The sequence below is a fragment of the Paraburkholderia sp. CNPSo 3076 genome (genome assembly GCF_026343935.1).
Taxonomy (GTDB): Bacteria; Pseudomonadota; Gammaproteobacteria; order Burkholderiales; family Burkholderiaceae; genus Paraburkholderia; species Paraburkholderia nodosa.
In genome coordinates this window covers 350,712-366,774 of sequence record NZ_JAPMAL010000001.1, presented here as the reverse complement: position 1 = coordinate 366,774, position 16,063 = coordinate 350,712, and the positions used below count along the sequence as shown (strand labels likewise).

13 protein-coding genes are annotated in these 16,063 nt (G+C 63.9%); 9 read left to right on the top strand and 4 right to left on the bottom strand.

Going from position 1 to position 16,063, the window contains the following annotated elements; genetic code table 11:
* The first annotated feature begins 906 nt into the window (after positions 1-906).
* From M3A49_RS01615 to M3A49_RS01595, 5 genes are all read left to right on the top strand, one after another.
* The gene (locus M3A49_RS01615; protein WP_266227226.1) at positions 907-2,022 is read left to right on the top strand and encodes a branched-chain amino acid ABC transporter substrate-binding protein; all 1,116 of its coding nucleotides are present in this window, start codon (positions 907-909) and stop codon (positions 2,020-2,022) included.
* Between the two features lie 135 nt (positions 2,023-2,157).
* On the top strand, positions 2,158-3,084 hold the full coding sequence (gene livH / locus M3A49_RS01610) for a high-affinity branched-chain amino acid ABC transporter permease LivH (protein ID WP_266227225.1): 927 nt from the start codon (positions 2,158-2,160) through the stop codon (positions 3,082-3,084).
* Between the two features lie 7 nt (positions 3,085-3,091).
* A complete protein-coding gene (locus M3A49_RS01605; protein ID WP_266227224.1) occupies positions 3,092-4,363 on the top strand; it encodes a high-affinity branched-chain amino acid ABC transporter permease LivM in 1,272 nt (423 codons plus the stop codon).
* Positions 4,360-5,130: a high-affinity branched-chain amino acid ABC transporter ATP-binding protein LivG gene (gene livG, locus M3A49_RS01600; protein WP_266227223.1), complete on the top strand. Its 771-nt coding sequence runs from the start codon at positions 4,360-4,362 to the stop codon at positions 5,128-5,130. The genes M3A49_RS01605 and livG overlap by 4 nt, the downstream gene beginning before the upstream one ends.
* Positions 5,130-5,831 (top strand): ABC transporter ATP-binding protein, encoded by a 702-nt coding sequence (locus M3A49_RS01595; RefSeq protein WP_266227222.1) that lies wholly within the window; start codon positions 5,130-5,132, stop codon positions 5,829-5,831. Before livG ends, M3A49_RS01595 begins: the two co-directional genes overlap by 1 nt.
* Positions 5,832-5,926: 95 nt before the next feature.
* Here M3A49_RS01595 and M3A49_RS01590 read toward each other — a convergent pair whose 3' ends face one another.
* Positions 5,927-7,138 carry a helix-turn-helix transcriptional regulator gene (locus tag M3A49_RS01590; RefSeq protein WP_266227221.1) on the bottom strand — a complete coding sequence of 404 codons (1,212 nt, stop codon included), beginning with the start codon at positions 7,136-7,138 and terminating at the stop codon, positions 5,927-5,929.
* 366 nt (positions 7,139-7,504) lie between these two features.
* On the opposite strand from M3A49_RS01590, the gene M3A49_RS01585 reads away from it, so the two are divergent.
* Positions 7,505-8,107, top strand: a complete 603-nt coding sequence (locus M3A49_RS01585; RefSeq protein ID WP_266227220.1) for a DUF4337 domain-containing protein — start codon at positions 7,505-7,507, stop codon at positions 8,105-8,107.
* Between the two features lie 4 nt (positions 8,108-8,111).
* Here the strand turns inward: M3A49_RS01585 and M3A49_RS01580 are convergent, their stop codons facing one another.
* Together M3A49_RS01580 and M3A49_RS01575 are read right to left on the bottom strand one after the other, a co-directional pair.
* On the bottom strand, positions 8,112-8,597 hold the full coding sequence (locus M3A49_RS01580) for a hypothetical protein (RefSeq protein WP_266227219.1): 486 nt from the start codon (positions 8,595-8,597) through the stop codon (positions 8,112-8,114).
* A 135-nt stretch (positions 8,598-8,732) separates the two neighbouring features.
* Positions 8,733-9,230, bottom strand: coding sequence for a DUF2501 domain-containing protein (locus M3A49_RS01575; RefSeq protein WP_051481309.1), 498 nt, complete (start codon positions 9,228-9,230; stop codon positions 8,733-8,735).
* 657 nt (positions 9,231-9,887) lie between these two features.
* On the opposite strand from M3A49_RS01575, the gene M3A49_RS01570 reads away from it, so the two are divergent.
* Entirely contained in the window at positions 9,888-11,111 is a 1,224-nt protein-coding gene (locus tag M3A49_RS01570) for a transposase (RefSeq protein WP_266227218.1), read from the top strand.
* A 59-nt stretch (positions 11,112-11,170) separates the two neighbouring features.
* Here M3A49_RS01570 and M3A49_RS01565 read toward each other — a convergent pair whose 3' ends face one another.
* Entirely contained in the window at positions 11,171-12,691 is a 1,521-nt protein-coding gene (locus M3A49_RS01565) for a mannose-1-phosphate guanylyltransferase/mannose-6-phosphate isomerase (RefSeq protein ID WP_416338897.1), read from the bottom strand.
* Between the two features lie 499 nt (positions 12,692-13,190).
* On the opposite strand from M3A49_RS01565, the gene M3A49_RS01560 reads away from it, so the two are divergent.
* Complete coding sequence (locus M3A49_RS01560; RefSeq protein ID WP_254356700.1) at positions 13,191-14,570, top strand: undecaprenyl-phosphate glucose phosphotransferase; 1,380 nt, start codon at positions 13,191-13,193, stop codon at positions 14,568-14,570.
* Positions 14,571-14,647: 77 nt separating this feature from the next.
* The gene (locus M3A49_RS01555; RefSeq protein ID WP_266227216.1) at positions 14,648-16,063 is read left to right on the top strand and encodes a UDP-glucose dehydrogenase family protein; all 1,416 of its coding nucleotides are present in this window, start codon (positions 14,648-14,650) and stop codon (positions 16,061-16,063) included.

The following is a 16,063-nucleotide window of genomic DNA, read 5'->3' as shown; positions in this document are numbered from 1 at the left end:
CGTAGTGGTGCATGCGGGCGCGGCGAGGGAGCGAGGATACCACCGTCTCTTGCGGGGCTGGAACGCCGTGGCGGGTCAGTGAGGCGGGCGCGCCACGGTGTCGCGCGGATTAATTCGAAATTGCACGATTCGATTATGGGAAAATCCGCACTTTCGTGCGAGTTTTTCTCCTTTCGGATTGGATGGCAGAAAGTGGATGTGATGCGAAATTTATAGTGCCAGTTCAATTAGCATAAAAACTGAATTTTAAGTCTTTCGTAATATTTGCGCTGTCAAATCAATGATTTGGCGCGTTTTGCATTTAGGGTATTCCCGGCATTTCGGTAATGCGGAGAGGGATTTAATTCTAATAAGAAGTTAATATGGAATTCTCTAATCAGATACGATTTGTCGATCAGATTCCGTTGAAATTAAAATAACGATCGCGAGCACGCAAAAATCAGGAAATCCAGTCATCCCATACACCCGCACCAGCCGGTCATCACAGCCCGATTACCGGTCCGCCACCCACCTGAAAGGTGATTTTCCGAGCCTTTTCAAGCGCTTTCCAGCATTCCCCTCTATTGACTGATGTCAAAACTCAACTCGATATCCGAAAAAACCCTTGGTTGCGATTAAGTGTGATTATTGATAGCATCCGCGGGTCGCTGATTCGGGCCGGTCCACCTTTCCGGTACGAATTGCAGCGAACGGGGCAGGCGGATCGCTTGCGCAACAGAGTCTGTAACTCAGCAGTCTCTCCGAACTCAGCCGCCTACCAGGGCGCTGATACACGCCGGGCCCCGTCACGTCTTTTTCTCTGGTGCTCGTCGTGGTTGTTCCCCATTGAAGGTCATTGGGGCGCTGTTCGTTTGCGCAGGTCATTCCGTCTGACCGGTTGACCCGAAAACAATCGAGGAGCTCCTGATGATGTTGTCCCGTCTTACCGCTGTTTCCGTGGCCGCCGCGCTGCTCGCATTTGGTGCAAGCGCGAACGCCGACACCGTGAAGATCGCCATTGCCGGCCCGTTCAGCGGCCCGGTCGCCCAATACGGCGACATGGTCAAGGCGGGCGCGCTGACTGCGATCGAGCAGATCAACGCTGCCGGCGGTGTGAACGGCAACAAGCTCGAAGCCGTCCTGATGGATGACTCGTGCGAGCCGAAGCAGGCTGTCGCCGTCGCCAACAAGATCGTTTCGCAGCACATCCAGTACGTAGTCGGCCACGTCTGCTCGGGCTCGACGATTCCCGCTTCGGACATCTACGAGAACGAAGGCGTCGTGATGGTCACGCCGTCGGCCACCGCGCCGCAGCTGACCGAAGGCAAGAAGCGCCAGTTCATCTTCCGCACCATCGGCCGCGACGACCAGCAAGGTCCGGCAGCCGCCGCCTACATCATCAACAAGGTCAAGCCGAAGAAGGTCGCGATCCTGCACGACAAGCAGTCGTACGGCCAGGGCATCGCCACCTCGGTCAAGGCCGCGCTCGACAAGGCGCACATTCCGGTCGTCGTGTTCGAAGGTATCAACGCCGGTGATTCGGATTACTCGGCAGTCGTCACGAAGCTCAAGTCGCAGGGCGTGGACTTCGTCTACTTCGGCGGCTATCACCCGGAAATGGGCCTGCTCATGCGCCAGTCGCGTGAACAGGGCGTGAAGGCCACGTTCATGGGTCCGGAAGGCGTGGGCAACAAGGACGTGACGGCCATCGCCGGCCCGGCTTCGGAAGGCATGCTCGTCACGCTGCCGGCTGACTTCGCTTCGGACCCCGCCAACGCGAAGCTCGTGAAGGCCTTCGCCGACGCCAAGCGCGACGCGAACGGCCCGTTCCAGATGCCGGCCTACGCGGCAGTCGAAGTGATCGCCGACGGCATCGCCGGCGCGAAGAGCACGGACCCGACCAAGGTCGCGGCCTACCTGCACAAGAACGCGTTCAACACGCCGATCGGCAAGGTCGAATACGACGCACAGGGCGACCTGAAGTCGTTCCGCTTCGTCGTCTACACGTGGCACAAGGACGCCACCAAGACCGCCGCGAACTGATCCCGGCGCTGCACGCTGCAAACGCCCCGCCTTGTGTTGTGGCGGGGTGTTTTATAGCGGTTGTGCGCGCAACTAAAAAAGGATTGGTACGGTTCCAAAGGTCTCTCATCGGCTTCACGGCCGCGGGGCTTACGCATGAATGATTTTCTTCCTCAGTTCACCCAGCAGCTCGTCAACGGGCTCACGCTGGGTGCGATCTATGCGCTGATCGCCATTGGCTACACGATGGTCTACGGCATCATCGGCATGATCAACTTCGCTCACGGCGAGATCTACATGATCGGCGCCTATGTGGGCCTCGTCACGCTCACGGCCATCGGCACCTCGGCGGGTTATCCGCTGCCGCTCGTGCTGGGCGCGGCGCTCATCGTCTCGGTGGTGGTCACCGGGCTCTACGGTTTCGCGGTCGAGCGCGTGGCGTACCGGCCGCTGCGCGGCGGGCCGCGCCTCGTGCCGCTCATCTCCGCCATCGGCATGTCCATCTTCCTGCAGAACTACGTGCAGATCGGGCAGGGCGCGCGCGACGTGTCCGTGCCGATGCTCATTGCCGGCGCGCTCGACTTCAACATGGGCGGCAACTTCGAAGTGACGATTCCGTACTCGCGCATGCTGATCGTCGGCGTGACGCTCGTGTTGATGATCGCGCTCACGCTCTTCATCTCGCGCTCGCGCATGGGCCGCGCGTGCCGCGCCTGCGCGGAAGACATGAAGATGGCGAACCTGCTCGGCATCGACACGAACCGCGTGATCTCGTTCACCTTCGTGCTCGGCGCGATGCTCGCGGCGGTGGGCGGCGTGCTGATCGGTCTCACGATCGGCAAGCTCAATCCGTATATCGGCTTCATCGCGGGCATCAAGGCGTTTACGGCCGCGGTGCTAGGCGGCATCGGCAGCATTCCGGGTGCGATGCTCGGCGGCGTGCTGCTCGGCCTCGCCGAGACCTTCGCTTCGGGCTACATGCCTGCGGAGTACAAGGACGTCGTGGCCTTCGGCCTGCTCGTTCTCGTGCTGCTCTTCCGTCCCACCGGCCTGCTCGGCAAGCCGGACGTCGAAAAGGTGTGAGGTCGAAATGAGTCAGACTGTTTCGGTTCGCGTGGCAGCTTTTGGTCCGTCCTCGTCGCAAACGGTGAAGGGCGCGCTTGCCGCCGCCGTGGCGACCATCATCCTCACGGCGCCCATTCTCGGCCTGCAGCTCACGCTGGATGGCTATCAGGTCGTGCTGCAGCAGCATTGGCGCCCGGTGTGGATCGCGGCCGCTGTGGTGTTCGTGTTCCAGCTCGTCAAGCCGATGTTCGCGCGCGCAACGAGTCACGTGCGCTTGCCCAGGGCCCCCGCGCTCGGCGCGCGCCAGCAGCGCGTGGCGATCTGGGTGCTGCTCGCGTTCGGCGCGGTGTTCCCGTTCCTCGGTTCGCGCGGCGCGATTGACGTGGCGACGCTCGCACTCATCTACGTGATTCTCGGCCTCGGCCTCAATATCGTGGTGGGCTTCGCGGGTCTGCTCGATCTCGGCTACGTGGGCTTCTACGCCGTGGGCGGCTATACGTATGCGCTGCTCAACCAGTACTTCGGCTTCACGTTCTGGGAATGCCTGCCGCTCGCCGCGCTCGCCGCGGCCACGTTCGGTTTCGTGCTCGGCTTCCCGGTGCTGCGCCTGCGCGGCGACTATCTCGCCATTGTCACGCTCGGCTTCGGCGAGATCATCCGCCTGCTGCTCAACAACCTCACGAGCATCACGGGCGGCCCGGACGGCATCTCCAGCATTCCCAAGCCCACCGTGTTCGGCTTCGAGATGGCCCGCCACGCGAGCGTGGATGGCGGGAAGACGTTCAACGAGCTGATCGGCATCGAGTACAGCGGCGAGCACATGGTGATCTTCCTGTACCTGCTCGCGCTCGTGCTGGTGGCGTTCACGCTGTTCGTCACGAGCCGCTTGCTGCGCATGCCGATGGGACGCGCCTGGGAAGCGCTGCGCGAAGACGAGATCGCGTGCCGCTCGCTGGGTCTGAACCCCACCCGCATCAAGCTCTCGGCGTTCACGCTCGGCGCGTCGTTCGCGGGGCTCGCCGGTGCGTTCTTCGCGGCGCGCCAGGGGCTCGTCACGCCCGAGTCGTTCACCTTCATCGAGTCGGCGCTCATTCTCGCCGTGGTGGTGCTGGGCGGCATGGGCTCGCAGCTGGGCGTGGTGCTCGCCGCGATCCTGCTCACGGCGCTGCCCGAAGTGGCGCGCGGCTTTGCCGAGTACCGCATGCTGATCTTCGGTCTGGTGATGGTGCTGATGATGATGTGGCGTCCGCAGGGCCTGTTGCCCGCGAGCCGTCCGCACGTGGAGTTGCCGCAATGAGCGCACAAGCGTTGTTGAAAGTAGCAGGCCTGCAGATGCGCTTCGGCGGTCTGCTGGCCGTGGACGGCATTGACTTCGACGTGCGTCCGGACGAGGTGTTCGCGATCATCGGGCCGAACGGCGCGGGCAAGACCACGGTGTTCAACTGCGTGGGTGGTTTCTACAAGCCCACCGCGGGCGACATCGTGCTCGAAGGCCATGCCATCACCGGCCAGCCGAGCCACCAGGTCGCGCGCCGCGGCCTCGTGCGCACGTTCCAGAACATCCGCCTCTTCAAGCAGCTGACGGTGCTGGAAAACCTCATGGTCGCCCAGCACCTGAAGGTGAACCGCAACATGCTGAGCGGCCTGTTCGCGACGCCCGCCTATCGCCGCGCCGAACGCGCCGCGCTCGAGCGCGCCGCGTACTGGCTCGAGCGCGTGGGCCTGAAGCCGGTCGCGAACCGCGAGGCGGGCACGCTGTCGTACGGCCATCAGCGCCGGCTTGAAATCGCGCGCTGCATGATCACCGATCCGCGTCTTCTGATGCTCGACGAACCCGCGGCAGGCTTGAACCCGCAGGAGAAGGTCGAGCTGCAGCAGATGATGGACGGCTTGCGCAACGAGTTCGGAATCTCCGTACTCCTGATCGAGCACGACATGAGCCTCGTGATGGGTGTGTCGGACCGCATCCTGGTGATGGAGCACGGCAAGCCGATCATGATCGGCAAACCCGACGAAGTGCGCAACGACCCGCGCGTGATCAAGGCCTATCTCGGAGAGGACTGATGCTGAAGCTGGAAAAGGTCCATACCCACTACGGCGCGGTGGAAGCGCTGGCGGGCGTGTCGATCGAAGTGAACAAGGGCGAGATCGTCACGCTGATCGGCAGCAACGGCGCCGGCAAGACCACGCTCATGATGACCGTGTGCGGCACGCCGCGCGCTTCTGCGGGGAAAGTGACGTTCGAAGGCGAGGACATCACGCGCATGCCTACGCATGAAATCATGCGCCTGGGCATGGCGATTTCGCCGGAAGGCCGCCGCGTGTTCCCGAGCCTCACGGTGCTCGAAAATCTGCAGATGGGCGGCTTCTTCGCCTCGCAGCACGAGATCGATGCGGGCATCGAGCATGTGTTCAAGCTGTTTCCGCGCCTGAATCAGCGCGCGAAACAGCGTGCGGGCACGATGTCGGGCGGCGAGCAGCAGATGCTCGCCATCGGCCGCGCGCTCATGAGCAAGCCGCGTTTGCTACTGCTCGACGAACCCACGCTCGGCCTCGCGCCGCTCGTGATCGCGCAGATCTTCGACATCATCCGCACGATTCGCGAGGAGGGCGTGACGGTGTTCCTCGTCGAGCAGAACGCGAACAAGGCGCTGCATGTCGCCGATCGCGGCTATGTGCTGGAAACCGGGCGCGTAGTGCTTGCCGACAGCGCCGACAATCTGCTCGCGAACGACAACATCAAGCGCGCCTATCTGGGCGGTTGATCGTCGCGGACAAGACCGCGCTGCGGCCCGCGCCATCGGCGTTCATGGAACGCGGGATGCGCGGGCCGCTTCTTTTTGCGTCGACGAATGTCGAATTAATCGCCGCGCGCAATCGCAAGCTGCGCGATCAAACGCATCAGCTCGGCCTGGCGGCGCGTGGTGGTTTTCGCGAACACGTGATGCAGATGCGTGCGCACGGTCGAGGGCAGCACCTGCAGCGCTTCGGCTACGTCTTTCGGATTGAGGCCCTTGCCGACCTCGCAGGCCACGCGCGCTTCCGCGGGCGTGAGGCCGAACAGCGCGGTGAGCCGCGTTTCCACGCCGCGCCGCGACGACTGCGGATCGATCACGATGAGCATGGCCGTGCCGGCGCGCGCGGCGTGGGCGAAGTCGCCGGCGTGACGGTGCTCGCCTAGCGGCGAAACCAGCGCCTGCAGCGGCTCGTCGGGCGGCTGGCGGGCGATCAGCATCGCGCCGCCGCTGCGGCCGCGCAGGTCGCGCCCGGCCGCGCGCGCGATCAGCGAGCGCAACTGCTGGGTGGCGGCAGCCGTGGCGGCGCTGAGCGCGGCGTGTTCGGTGCGCAGCCCGTTTGCGCGTGCGAGCTGTGCCGTGGCGGCGCGATTCGCGAACACAATGTGCGCATCGGCGTCGACGATCAGCACGCCATGCGCGAGCGCGTCGAGTGCGTCCGCGGGGGCATGGACGCTTGCGTCGCGCGAGGCGAGGGTGCGCGCCGTGTGCCGCTGCACGCGCAAGGCATTGCGCAGATGCGGCAGCAGCGTGCGCAGCGCGTCCAGTTCGTCCTCGCTATAGAAGCGCGTTTCGTGGCGCAGCGCGCCGAGCACAGCGGCCATGTCGCCTTCGCGCAGCACATTTGCGAAGGCCACCGTGTAGAAGCGCTGCGGGCGCACCCACTCCTGCACGAAGGCGCTGCGTTGCAGACTCCCCTGCGGGTGGATCATCGTGTCGGTGACGAGCGTGCCGGCGGCCCAGCGGCGTACCTGCGGCACGAGCGGATCGAAGCCGCCGTAGTGCTGCGCGTACGATTGGGCAAATGAAGCGTCGATGCCGTCCCATTCGGCGAGCGAGAACGTGCTTTCGGGCGGCAGCATGGTGAGATTGACGTGTTGCGCGCCGATGCGTTGCGCGATGCGCGCGCACACATCGGGCCAGCGTTGCGCGTCGAAGCCGGCATCGTAGATCGCGTCGATCAGGCCGCCGGTTTCATCCGGCTCGCCGTGCCGCACGCGCGCGTTGTATGCAACGGTATCGATGGCCGCAGCGTGCGCGGTCGTTGTGGGCCCCATGGTGGTCTCCAGGCTGGAATTTGTTAACGGCAGAAGGCCTAAGGGCATGCCGCGCGAGGTTGCATAGAGGGCCATGTGGCACTGCAACGACGCGAAGGGCGCTCCAGGCGCAAATCCACGTTTGCAAACGGCGGGCGGGAGGGGACGCACTGCAACATCCCGGGGTACCTATTCTGAATGAATAGACGATAAAACCTACGATTCGCTTTCGTCAGGAGAGATTTGGGGTTTCGTTACATCCGATGCATTTCGGGTACTGGACAAGCGCGCCGCGCTCACGATAATTGAGCGTCCCCACACAGGCGCGCCGTACGGGGAAAAGGCGCTGCGCGCCAGTGAAAGTCAGAGAAAGCGGAGAGTCTTTGGATGTCTGAAGAGTACGAAGTGCATGGGCCGCACGACCACGCGGTCGAACACGCCGCGGCGGGCCATGGCGGGCACGGCGAAAGCGATCCGTTCCCCGGCCGCATGGCGGTGATGACGGCCATCCTCGCTTCGATTGGAGCGATCTTTGCCTACCAGAGCGGCAACAGCGAGAACCAGGCGCTCTATTACAAGAACGAAGCGGCGATCCGCAAGACCGAAGCCGCGAATCAATGGGCCTACTATCAGGCGAAGGGCGAGAAACAGAATCTGGCGGAACTGGGCGCGCAACTCTCCGCGCTCGCGCCAAATGCGGAGGCCGCGCAGAAGCGTTTTGCCGCCGACGCCGACCGCTATCGCCAGCAGAAAGAGCCGATCCGCGCCAAGGCGGAGGCGCTCGAAAAAATCGTCGAGCAGGACGATGCGCTAAGCGAGCACGTGCTGCACGGCCATCATCGCTGGGCTCAGGCCACGACGCTCATCCAGATCTCGATCGCGCTCACGGCGATTACGCTGCTCACGCGGCGGCGCTGGCTGCTCAATACGTCGGTGGGCGTCGCCATCGTCGGGGTGGGGCTGGGCGCGCTGGCGTTCTTCGGCGGCTGAGCGTTCACCCGCCGCACACGATCGCCGTGAGCAGCAGCGGCACGACCGATTGCACGGTGGCGTCGCTGTTGGCTTCGCGCACGCGCGAGCGCACCTTCTCCGCGGGCGCAGACACGACCACGCCGTAGAGCGGCGAGGTGATCTCCTTGCCGGCGCCGCGCTTGAAGAGCGTGTCGTCGCGGTCGTAGCCGAGCACCACGTAAATGGGGAAGCCGAACGCGCTCAGGCGGGTGCCGCGCACCGGGCTGAACGCGTTGACCGAATTCGCTTCGACGCGGCTCGGCTCGGGCTCGATGGATTTTTCGTCGATGAGCGACGTAATGAACGTGTGGGGATCGGACTTGCAGTCGAACTGCTGGTCGCGCCCGGTGGATTGCGCATGCGCGGCCACCGGGACCAGCAGGGCGGCAAAAGCGGCAAGGCCGCTCAGCGCGTTCCGCAGTGTGGTGGCCGGGAACGCGAATATCACGGGAATGTGGCGCTTGGTCATGGCTACGAGCAGCAATGCCGAGGGAAGACCGGGTGATTCCGTTCGACAGCCGGGCTTCGTTCGTGTTCAAAGCTTACGGCACATAAATTGCGCGGGTCGTGCGCCCGCGCACATCCGCATGCTGGATCGGGGAGGCTACAGCATCGACTTCGCCTGGCTCAGGATCTTGTCGCAGACCTGCTTCGTGGCCTCCTCCTTGAGGCCGCCGCCCGTGAGGTCGAGCTTCTGTCCGTTGCCGGCCGTGAGGATGCCGCTCGTGCCCTGCGTATAGCCGCTATCCGTCGTGTTCGCGCCGCCGGGCAGCTTGCCGAGCAGCGAGTCTTTTACGTTGCTCGCGGCGTCGGCGTTCAGGTAGTTGTTCTTGATGCAGTACTGCAGCACGCCGGTGACATTGCCGAGACTGTTCGAGGTGAGCGAGGGCGCCGAAAGCGAGTTGCCGAGGCCGCCCAGATTGCCGAGCGCGCCCTGTGCCGAACCGCTGTTGCTGCCGCCCTGGTTGAGCAGGTTGCCGAGCTGCGCCTGTGCGGCGCCCCAGGGGGCGAGCAGCGCCAGGGTCAGGGTGGCCATCAACGCCGTGGCGATGCGCGGCGTGGCGACGCGCGGCGTGGCGACGCCCGGAACAGAGGTTTGCATACACGAATCTCCGTGGTGGTTCAGTGCGCCCTTACTATAGACGGATTCGTTTTCGCGGCTTCGCTACGTGACGCCGCACGAGCGTTCGGTCAGCGGCGGTGCAACCGGCGCGAAGTGCGACTGCCGGGTCTCGCGTGAACGTTTCATGATGCATCTGATGATTTCATCGGCATGTCATTTGTTGCGGGCACAACGATAACGCTGCAGAAGCAAATCTGACGTTCGCCGGGGCGGATGTGTCTTAAGTGGTATGCATGGGTTGGGAATTGCGTAGCGCACACAGCGTGTGCCGGCTACGTAACGAATGAACCTGTTACAAGTGTATCTACGCTGTAAAACACTGCGTTTTCAGGCCTTTTTCGGCGATCTCCACCGCGATTCAAGGTGGAGATTGTTTCTAACCGTAACACTTATTACGGCCCTCCTCATCGGCTGGTTTCAGGTGGTATGCTTCCTGCACATATTCTCCCTTGCACGAGTGAGACCACGTGTATTGCGTCAATACAGTGAAAGAACGCACTGCCAGAGTGCGCGTCGCGACGCAAATGAACACGTCATCCAAGCATATGGTGCAACCGAGCTAGCCAGCGCGGGCAACAAGATCCGCAAGCCAATGCTCCGTCACTGCAGCCCCGGTCCGGCTGCGTGGAGAACAGCATGAATTTCGAAGAACTGAGCGACGACGAGTGGGTGCAGGTGTCCGGGCTCGTGTCAGATGAACCTCCTATTAGACTCAACCGGCGCGGCCGCCCTCGCGCCGAGCCGCGCGTCGTGGCTAATGCCGTCCTCTGGATTCTCACCACGGGTGAGTCGTGGTCGCGCCTGCCCGCGCGCTATCCGTCCGGGCCCACCTGCCGTCGTCGTTTCGAGGAATGGCACGGCAGCGGCACGCTGATCGAACTGGTCGAGTTGCTCTCGCAGCGCGGCCGCAAGTTCGTTTATGTGCCGCAGCCGGCGCAGGCCGATGCGCAACCCGTTGCAGTCGCAGTCGAGGAAGTCGCCGAGGACGATGGCCAGCCGGCCGTGTTCTGGAAGAGCCCCGAAGCCTGGCAGGCGCCCGCCGCGCTCGCCGACGCGCCGCTTGCCGATCCCATGGAAAGCATGATGCGTCAGCTCGCGGGCGGCGAACCGGCATTGCCGGATTCGATCGGCGCGCCTGTCGTGGCTGCTGCAACGAGTGCAACGACCGTTGCGAGTGCGACGCGTTCGCAAAACAATGCACCGTTCGCACCGTTCTCGCCTTCGCGCGTGAGCAAGCCGGTTGCGACTCGCGCGATGCCGCGCGACGCGTCGCATCGCAGTGCGCACCCGGCGGGCGGCGTGGTGCAGGTCGCGGAATGGCGCGGCTATACGATGAGCCTCACCGTGCAGCCCGTGCGCAACCGCATGTTCCGCGGGGCCGTGGAGATTCTCAAGGATGGCAAGCGCATCGAGCGCTCGGGCCTGATCGGGCCGCCGTTCCAGGATCGCGAATCCGCGCGGAACTTCGCCTTCGACTGGGCGCGTGAGTGGCTCGATCGCGAAGGCTCGGCCGAGTCCGCGTCCGGCGTTTCGTGGCCGGGTTCGCATCCCGCCAGGCAAGCCGCATCGAAGGGCGCTGCACAGAGCGCTTCGCAAACGGCGTTGCCCGGCGCCGCACCGCACGCTCCAAGCGTGACGCGCGGCGATCCGTCCAATGCCGCCGCCGAGCGCGCGTTGCCTGCGGCCGTGCCGGGCAGTGTGCGGCTCGCGCCGCTGCAAGCGCCGGTACAGCGTTACACCGCCACGGGCGCACTGCTCACGGGCAGCGAAGCTCGCGAAGCCAATACGGCGTCGTCTGGCACCGCCGAGCGGCGCACTGGCGGCACCACCGGAACGCGCTACCGCACGCTCTCGCGCTGATCCTGCCAGGCCGCGCGCGCGGTGCGCGCGGCCTTCCTGCACGACCTCTCCTGCTTTCTTCACTGCCTGCCGTACTGATCGTCGAGACGCACGATATCGTCTTCACCGAGATACGAGCCCGACTGCACCTCGATGATCTCGAGCGGCATCTTGCCGGGATTTTCCAGTCGATGCGACACGCCAAGCGGGATGTACGCTGACTCGTTTTCCGAAACGATGAAGCGTTCTTCCCCACGCGTGACGAGCGCCGTGCCGCGTACGACGACCCAATGCTCGGCGCGATGGTGATGCATCTGCAGCGAGAGGCGGGCACCCGGTTCGACCACGATCCGCTTGACCTGGAAGCGCTCGCCGCTGTCCACGCTGTCGTAATGACCCCACGGGCGATGCACGAGGCGGTGCGCCACGGCTTCGGTGCGGCGTTCCTGCTTCAGGCGCTGCACGATCTTCTTGACGTCCTGGGCGCGCGAGCGGTCGGCGACGAGCAGGGCGTCCGGGGTCTCCACGACCACGAGGTCCTTCGTGCCGAGGCAGGCCACGAGCCGGCCGTCCGAATGCGCGAAGGTGTCGCTGGCGCCTTCGAACATCACGCGGCCGTGCGCGACGTTGCCTTCGTCGTCCTTGGGCGAAACCTGCCAGACGGTGTCCCATGAACCGAGGTCGGTCCAGCCGGCCGTGAGCGGCACGACCACACCGCTTGCGACCGTCGGGTCGCCGGAGAGCGGTTCCATCACGGCATAGTCGATCGAGTTGGAAGGCGAACGTGCGAACGCTTCGCTATCCACGCGGAAGAAGTCGCCGTCAGCCTTGCCGTGCTCGATCGATTCCGCGCATGCGGAGTAGATGGCCGGATGGAAATGGCGAATCGCCTTGAGCCAGGTCGATGCGCGCACGATGAAAATGCCGCTGTTCCACCAGTAGCGCTGTGAAGCGACGTACTGCTGCGCCAGCTCGAAGTAGGGCTTTTCTACGAAACCGTTCAGACGCCGCGCACCGTTGGGTTCGGCGTTCGCGAGCGGCTCGCCCACGTGAATGTAGCCATAGCCCACTTCGGGATGCGTGGGCACGATGCCCATCGTCACGATCTGGCCGTTCGCCGCATGACGCACGCCTTCGGCCACTGTGTTCTGGAATGCTTCGAGGTCGGCGAGCGCATGGTCGGCCGGCATCACCACGAGAATGCCGTCTTCCTGATTTGCCACCACCGACATCGCGGCGATCGTGAGCGCGGGTGCCGTGTCGCGGCCCACGGGCTCGAGAATCAGGCGCGCATGCTTGCCCGCCGCGCGAACCTGCTCGGCGGTGGTGAATCGATGTTCTTCATTGCAGACGATCAGCAACTCCTCTGCGAGCGTCACGCGCTCGGCGAGCGCATCGAGGCGGCCCGCGGTGTTGGCAAGCAGCGACTGCTCGCCAACGAGGTTGATCATCTGCTTCGGATATTGCTCGCGCGACAGTGGCCACAGCCGCGAGCCCGCGCCGCCCGCCAGCACCACAGGGCATACCTGCAATGCACTGCGCGATTCGGCACGCGTCTGGGACGCTTTTGCCGATGCCGTAGCGGAACCCGTATCCATCATCTCGCTCTCCTGTAAAAGGTATCGGTGATGCAATTTGTAGCATGCTTAAAATCGTCATAAATAGAGTCGTAAAGAAGAAAACGGAAAATATTCAAATTAAATTTAAATCCTCCTTCCGTCACACCGTAATTCGGATAAAAAATTCAATAAAAATTGCGTCGCCGGCCTCTGAAATTTCTTGTCAGAACCCAAAATCAGGCGTTCGAGCAGGAAAAATATGCCGGAATCATCGGGGTTGAGAGCCAATACAGGAGCGCATTCCGGCAATCTTTGCCGACAAAATTCGCAAAAAATTGAGTCGAAAGGGACGAAACAATTGGAGATACTTTTGAGGCTTGCAGCCGGAATTTTTATCGCGCCTTATTAGGGTTTATTCGGATCAGAATTCGCGACGCCAGGCGTTTTTTCGCGGCGACGCAGTCCCCGAAACTTTTGAAGCGACCGGCCATGATTTGCAGCGCGTGGCCACGATTCATTTTTTTAACCCGAGGTGCCGGACATGCTCAGCGTTCTAGCCAGAATTTTCGACGTTGCCGCCATTGCCGCTGGAGCGCTGCTCGCGGCCGCCTTGCACCGTGGCCAGTTTGTGCCGCTCACCGACGCGGAGAGCGTGGCGCTCGCGTTCAACTGCGTGCTTGCGATCTGGATGTTCCCGGCGTTCGGGATCTACAAGTCGTGGCGCGGCAAGTCGCTCTACGCGCTCTTTGCCCGCGTGTGCGCTGCCTGGCTCGCCGTGGAGGGCACGGGCATCCTGCTGAGCTTTAGCCTGCACCGCGCCGATTCGCTCTCGCGGCTGTGGCTCGCGTACTGGGTCGTCGCCTCGGTGGCGCTGCTGATCGTCTCGAAGGCGCTCGTGCACATGGTGCTGCGTGGCATTCGCCGCGAGGGCTACAACCAGAAGGCCGTGGCGGTGGTGGGCGGCCCGCGCTACGGGCGCTTCCTGATCGAGCACATGCGCTTTCACCCGGAAGCGGGCTTTCACCCGGCGCTCGTGTTCGACGAGGACAGCGATGCCGATGGCGCCGCCGCAATCGACGGCGTGCCCGTGGAGCGCAACCTCCAGGCCATGCTCGAGTTCGTGCGCGAGAACGAGGTGCGCGAGCTGTGGCTCGCCTTGCCGATCACCAAGGAACGCACGATCCATCGCATCGTCACGGCCTTGCGCAACGACTTCGTGAACATCCGCTTCATTCCCGACGTGCGCAGCCTGTCGTTCTTCAGCCAGCCCGTGGTCGATCTGCTCGGCGTGCCGGCCATCAACCTCGCGGCCTCGCCGGTCACGGATCTGCGCGTGCTGCCCAAGCGCGTGTTCGACATCGTGTTCGCGGGTGGCGTGCTGGTCGCGCTGGCGCCGCTGCTGGCGGTCATTTCGCTCGCCGTGAAGCTCACGTCGAAGGGCCCGGTGTTCTTCAAGCAGCGCCGCAAGGGGCTGGATGGCAACGAGTTCGAAATCTACAAGTTCCGCTCGATGAAGGTCCATGCGGAAGTCGCGGGGCAGATCACCCAGGCGCGCCGCAACGATCCGCGCGTGACGCGCGTCGGCGCGTTCCTGCGCCGCACGAGCCTCGATGAGCTGCCGCAATTCATCAACGTGCTCAAGGGCGAGATGTCGGTGGTGGGTCCGCGCCCGCACGCGCTTGCGCACGATGACATCTACAAGGACCTCGTGCGCGGCTACATGGCGCGCTATCGCATCAAGCCGGGCATTACAGGCTGGGCGCAGGTCAACGGCTTTCGCGGCGAAACCGATCGCGTGGAAAAGATGCGCGATCGCGTGCGCTTCGATCTGCACTACATGCAGCACTGGAGCTTCGCGCTCGACCTGCGCATCGTGGCGATGACGATGTGGAAGGGCTTCGCAGGCCAGAACGCATATTGAGGCGAGGCGAGTGCGCGCGATGCTGGTGTGCGCAACGTTTCGCGTGACATGAAGAACCAATCACTTTTGAGGTGGGCATGAATCTGACGATCATTGGCAGCGGCTATGTGGGTCTCGTGACGGGCGCCTGTCTTGCCGACATTGGCAACGACGTGTTTTGCCTCGACGTCGACGAACGCAAGATCGACCTGCTCAATCAGGGCATCGTGCCGATTCACGAGCCGGGCCTGAAGGAGATCATCGAGCGCAACGTGCGCGCGCGCCGGCTGAAGTTCTCGACCGACGCGGAAGCGGCGGTCGCGCACGGCGACGTGCAGTTCATCGCCGTGGGCACGCCGCCCGACGAAGACGGCTCCGCCGACCTGCAATACGTGCTGTCGGCCGCGCGCAACATCGGCCGCCACATGACCGGTTTCAAGGTGGTGGTGGACAAGTCCACGGTGCCGGTCGGCACGGCCGCGCTCGTGCACGACGCGATCGCCTCCGAACTGCGCAAGCGTGGCGAGAGCCACATGTTCTCGGTGGTCTCGAACCCCGAGTTCCTCAAGGAAGGCGCGGCAGTCGATGACTTCGCGCGGCCCGACCGCATCGTGCTCGGCTGCAACGACGACGTGCCCGGCGAGCGTGCGAAAGAGGTCATGAAGCGGCTCTATGCGCCGTTCAACCGCAATCACGAGCGCACGCTCTACATGGACGTGCATTCGGCCGAATTCACCAAGTACGCGGCCAACGCCATGCTCGCCACGCGCATTTCGTTCATGAACGAACTCGCGAATCTCGCCGATCGCGTGGGCGCCGATATCGAGGCCGTGCGCCGCGGCGTGGGCTCGGACCCGCGCATTGGCTACGACTTTCTCTATGCGGGCTGCGGCTACGGCGGCTCGTGCTTCCCGAAAGATGTGAAGGCGCTCATGCGCACAGCCGAGGATTTCGGCGAGCCGCTGCAGATCCTGCGCGCCGTGGAGTCCGTCAATGAAGCGCAGAAGCAGGTGCTCGCACAGAAGATCGTTACGCGCTTCGGCTCCGACCTCACGGGCCGCACGTTCGGCGTCTGGGGGCTCGCGTTCAAGCCGAACACCGACGACATGCGCGAGGCGCCGAGCCGCACGCTCATCGCCGAACTGCTCGCGCGCGGCGCCGCTGTCAAGGCTTACGACCCGGTCGCGACCGCCGAGGCGAAGCGTGTACTCGCGCTCGATCTCGCGCACGCGCCGGAACATCAGGCGCGGTTGTCGTTCGTGAACGACGCGATGGAAGCCGCGAGCGAAGCGGATGCCGTGGTCATCGCCACCGAATGGAAGGTTTTCAAGGCACCCGATTTTGAAACGCTCAAGTCGCAGCTGAAGATGCCGATCGTGTTCGACGGCCGCAATCTGTACGAGCCGTCCGCGCTGCAGGAACTCGGCATCGAGTACCACGCCGTGGGCCGCGCCAGCGCGACGCAGGCGAGCCGCGCGCGTGCCGAAACCGCCGCGACGCAGGCGCTGGCCTGA

Coding starts and splice junctions, on each gene's coding strand:
- M3A49_RS01570 (WP_266227218.1), top strand. CDS start 9,888: ATGAATTTCGAAGAACTGAGCGACGACGAGTGGGTGCAGGTGTCCGGG.
- M3A49_RS01605 (WP_266227224.1), top strand. CDS start 3,092: ATGAGTCAGACTGTTTCGGTTCGCGTGGCAGCTTTTGGTCCGTCCTCG.
- livG (WP_266227223.1), top strand. CDS start 4,360: ATGAGCGCACAAGCGTTGTTGAAAGTAGCAGGCCTGCAGATGCGCTTC.
- livH (WP_266227225.1), top strand. CDS start 2,158: ATGAATGATTTTCTTCCTCAGTTCACCCAGCAGCTCGTCAACGGGCTC.
- M3A49_RS01590 (WP_266227221.1), bottom strand. CDS start 7,138: ATGGGGCCCACAACGACCGCGCACGCTGCGGCCATCGATACCGTTGCA.
- M3A49_RS01595 (WP_266227222.1), top strand. CDS start 5,130: ATGCTGAAGCTGGAAAAGGTCCATACCCACTACGGCGCGGTGGAAGCG.
- M3A49_RS01615 (WP_266227226.1), top strand. CDS start 907: ATGATGTTGTCCCGTCTTACCGCTGTTTCCGTGGCCGCCGCGCTGCTC.
- M3A49_RS01560 (WP_254356700.1), top strand. CDS start 13,191: ATGCTCAGCGTTCTAGCCAGAATTTTCGACGTTGCCGCCATTGCCGCT.
- M3A49_RS01580 (WP_266227219.1), bottom strand. CDS start 8,597: ATGACCAAGCGCCACATTCCCGTGATATTCGCGTTCCCGGCCACCACA.
- M3A49_RS01575 (WP_051481309.1), bottom strand. CDS start 9,230: ATGCAAACCTCTGTTCCGGGCGTCGCCACGCCGCGCGTCGCCACGCCG.
- M3A49_RS01585 (WP_266227220.1), top strand. CDS start 7,505: ATGTCTGAAGAGTACGAAGTGCATGGGCCGCACGACCACGCGGTCGAA.
- M3A49_RS01565 (WP_416338897.1), bottom strand. CDS start 12,691: ATGATGGATACGGGTTCCGCTACGGCATCGGCAAAAGCGTCCCAGACG.
- M3A49_RS01555 (WP_266227216.1), top strand. CDS start 14,648: ATGAATCTGACGATCATTGGCAGCGGCTATGTGGGTCTCGTGACGGGC.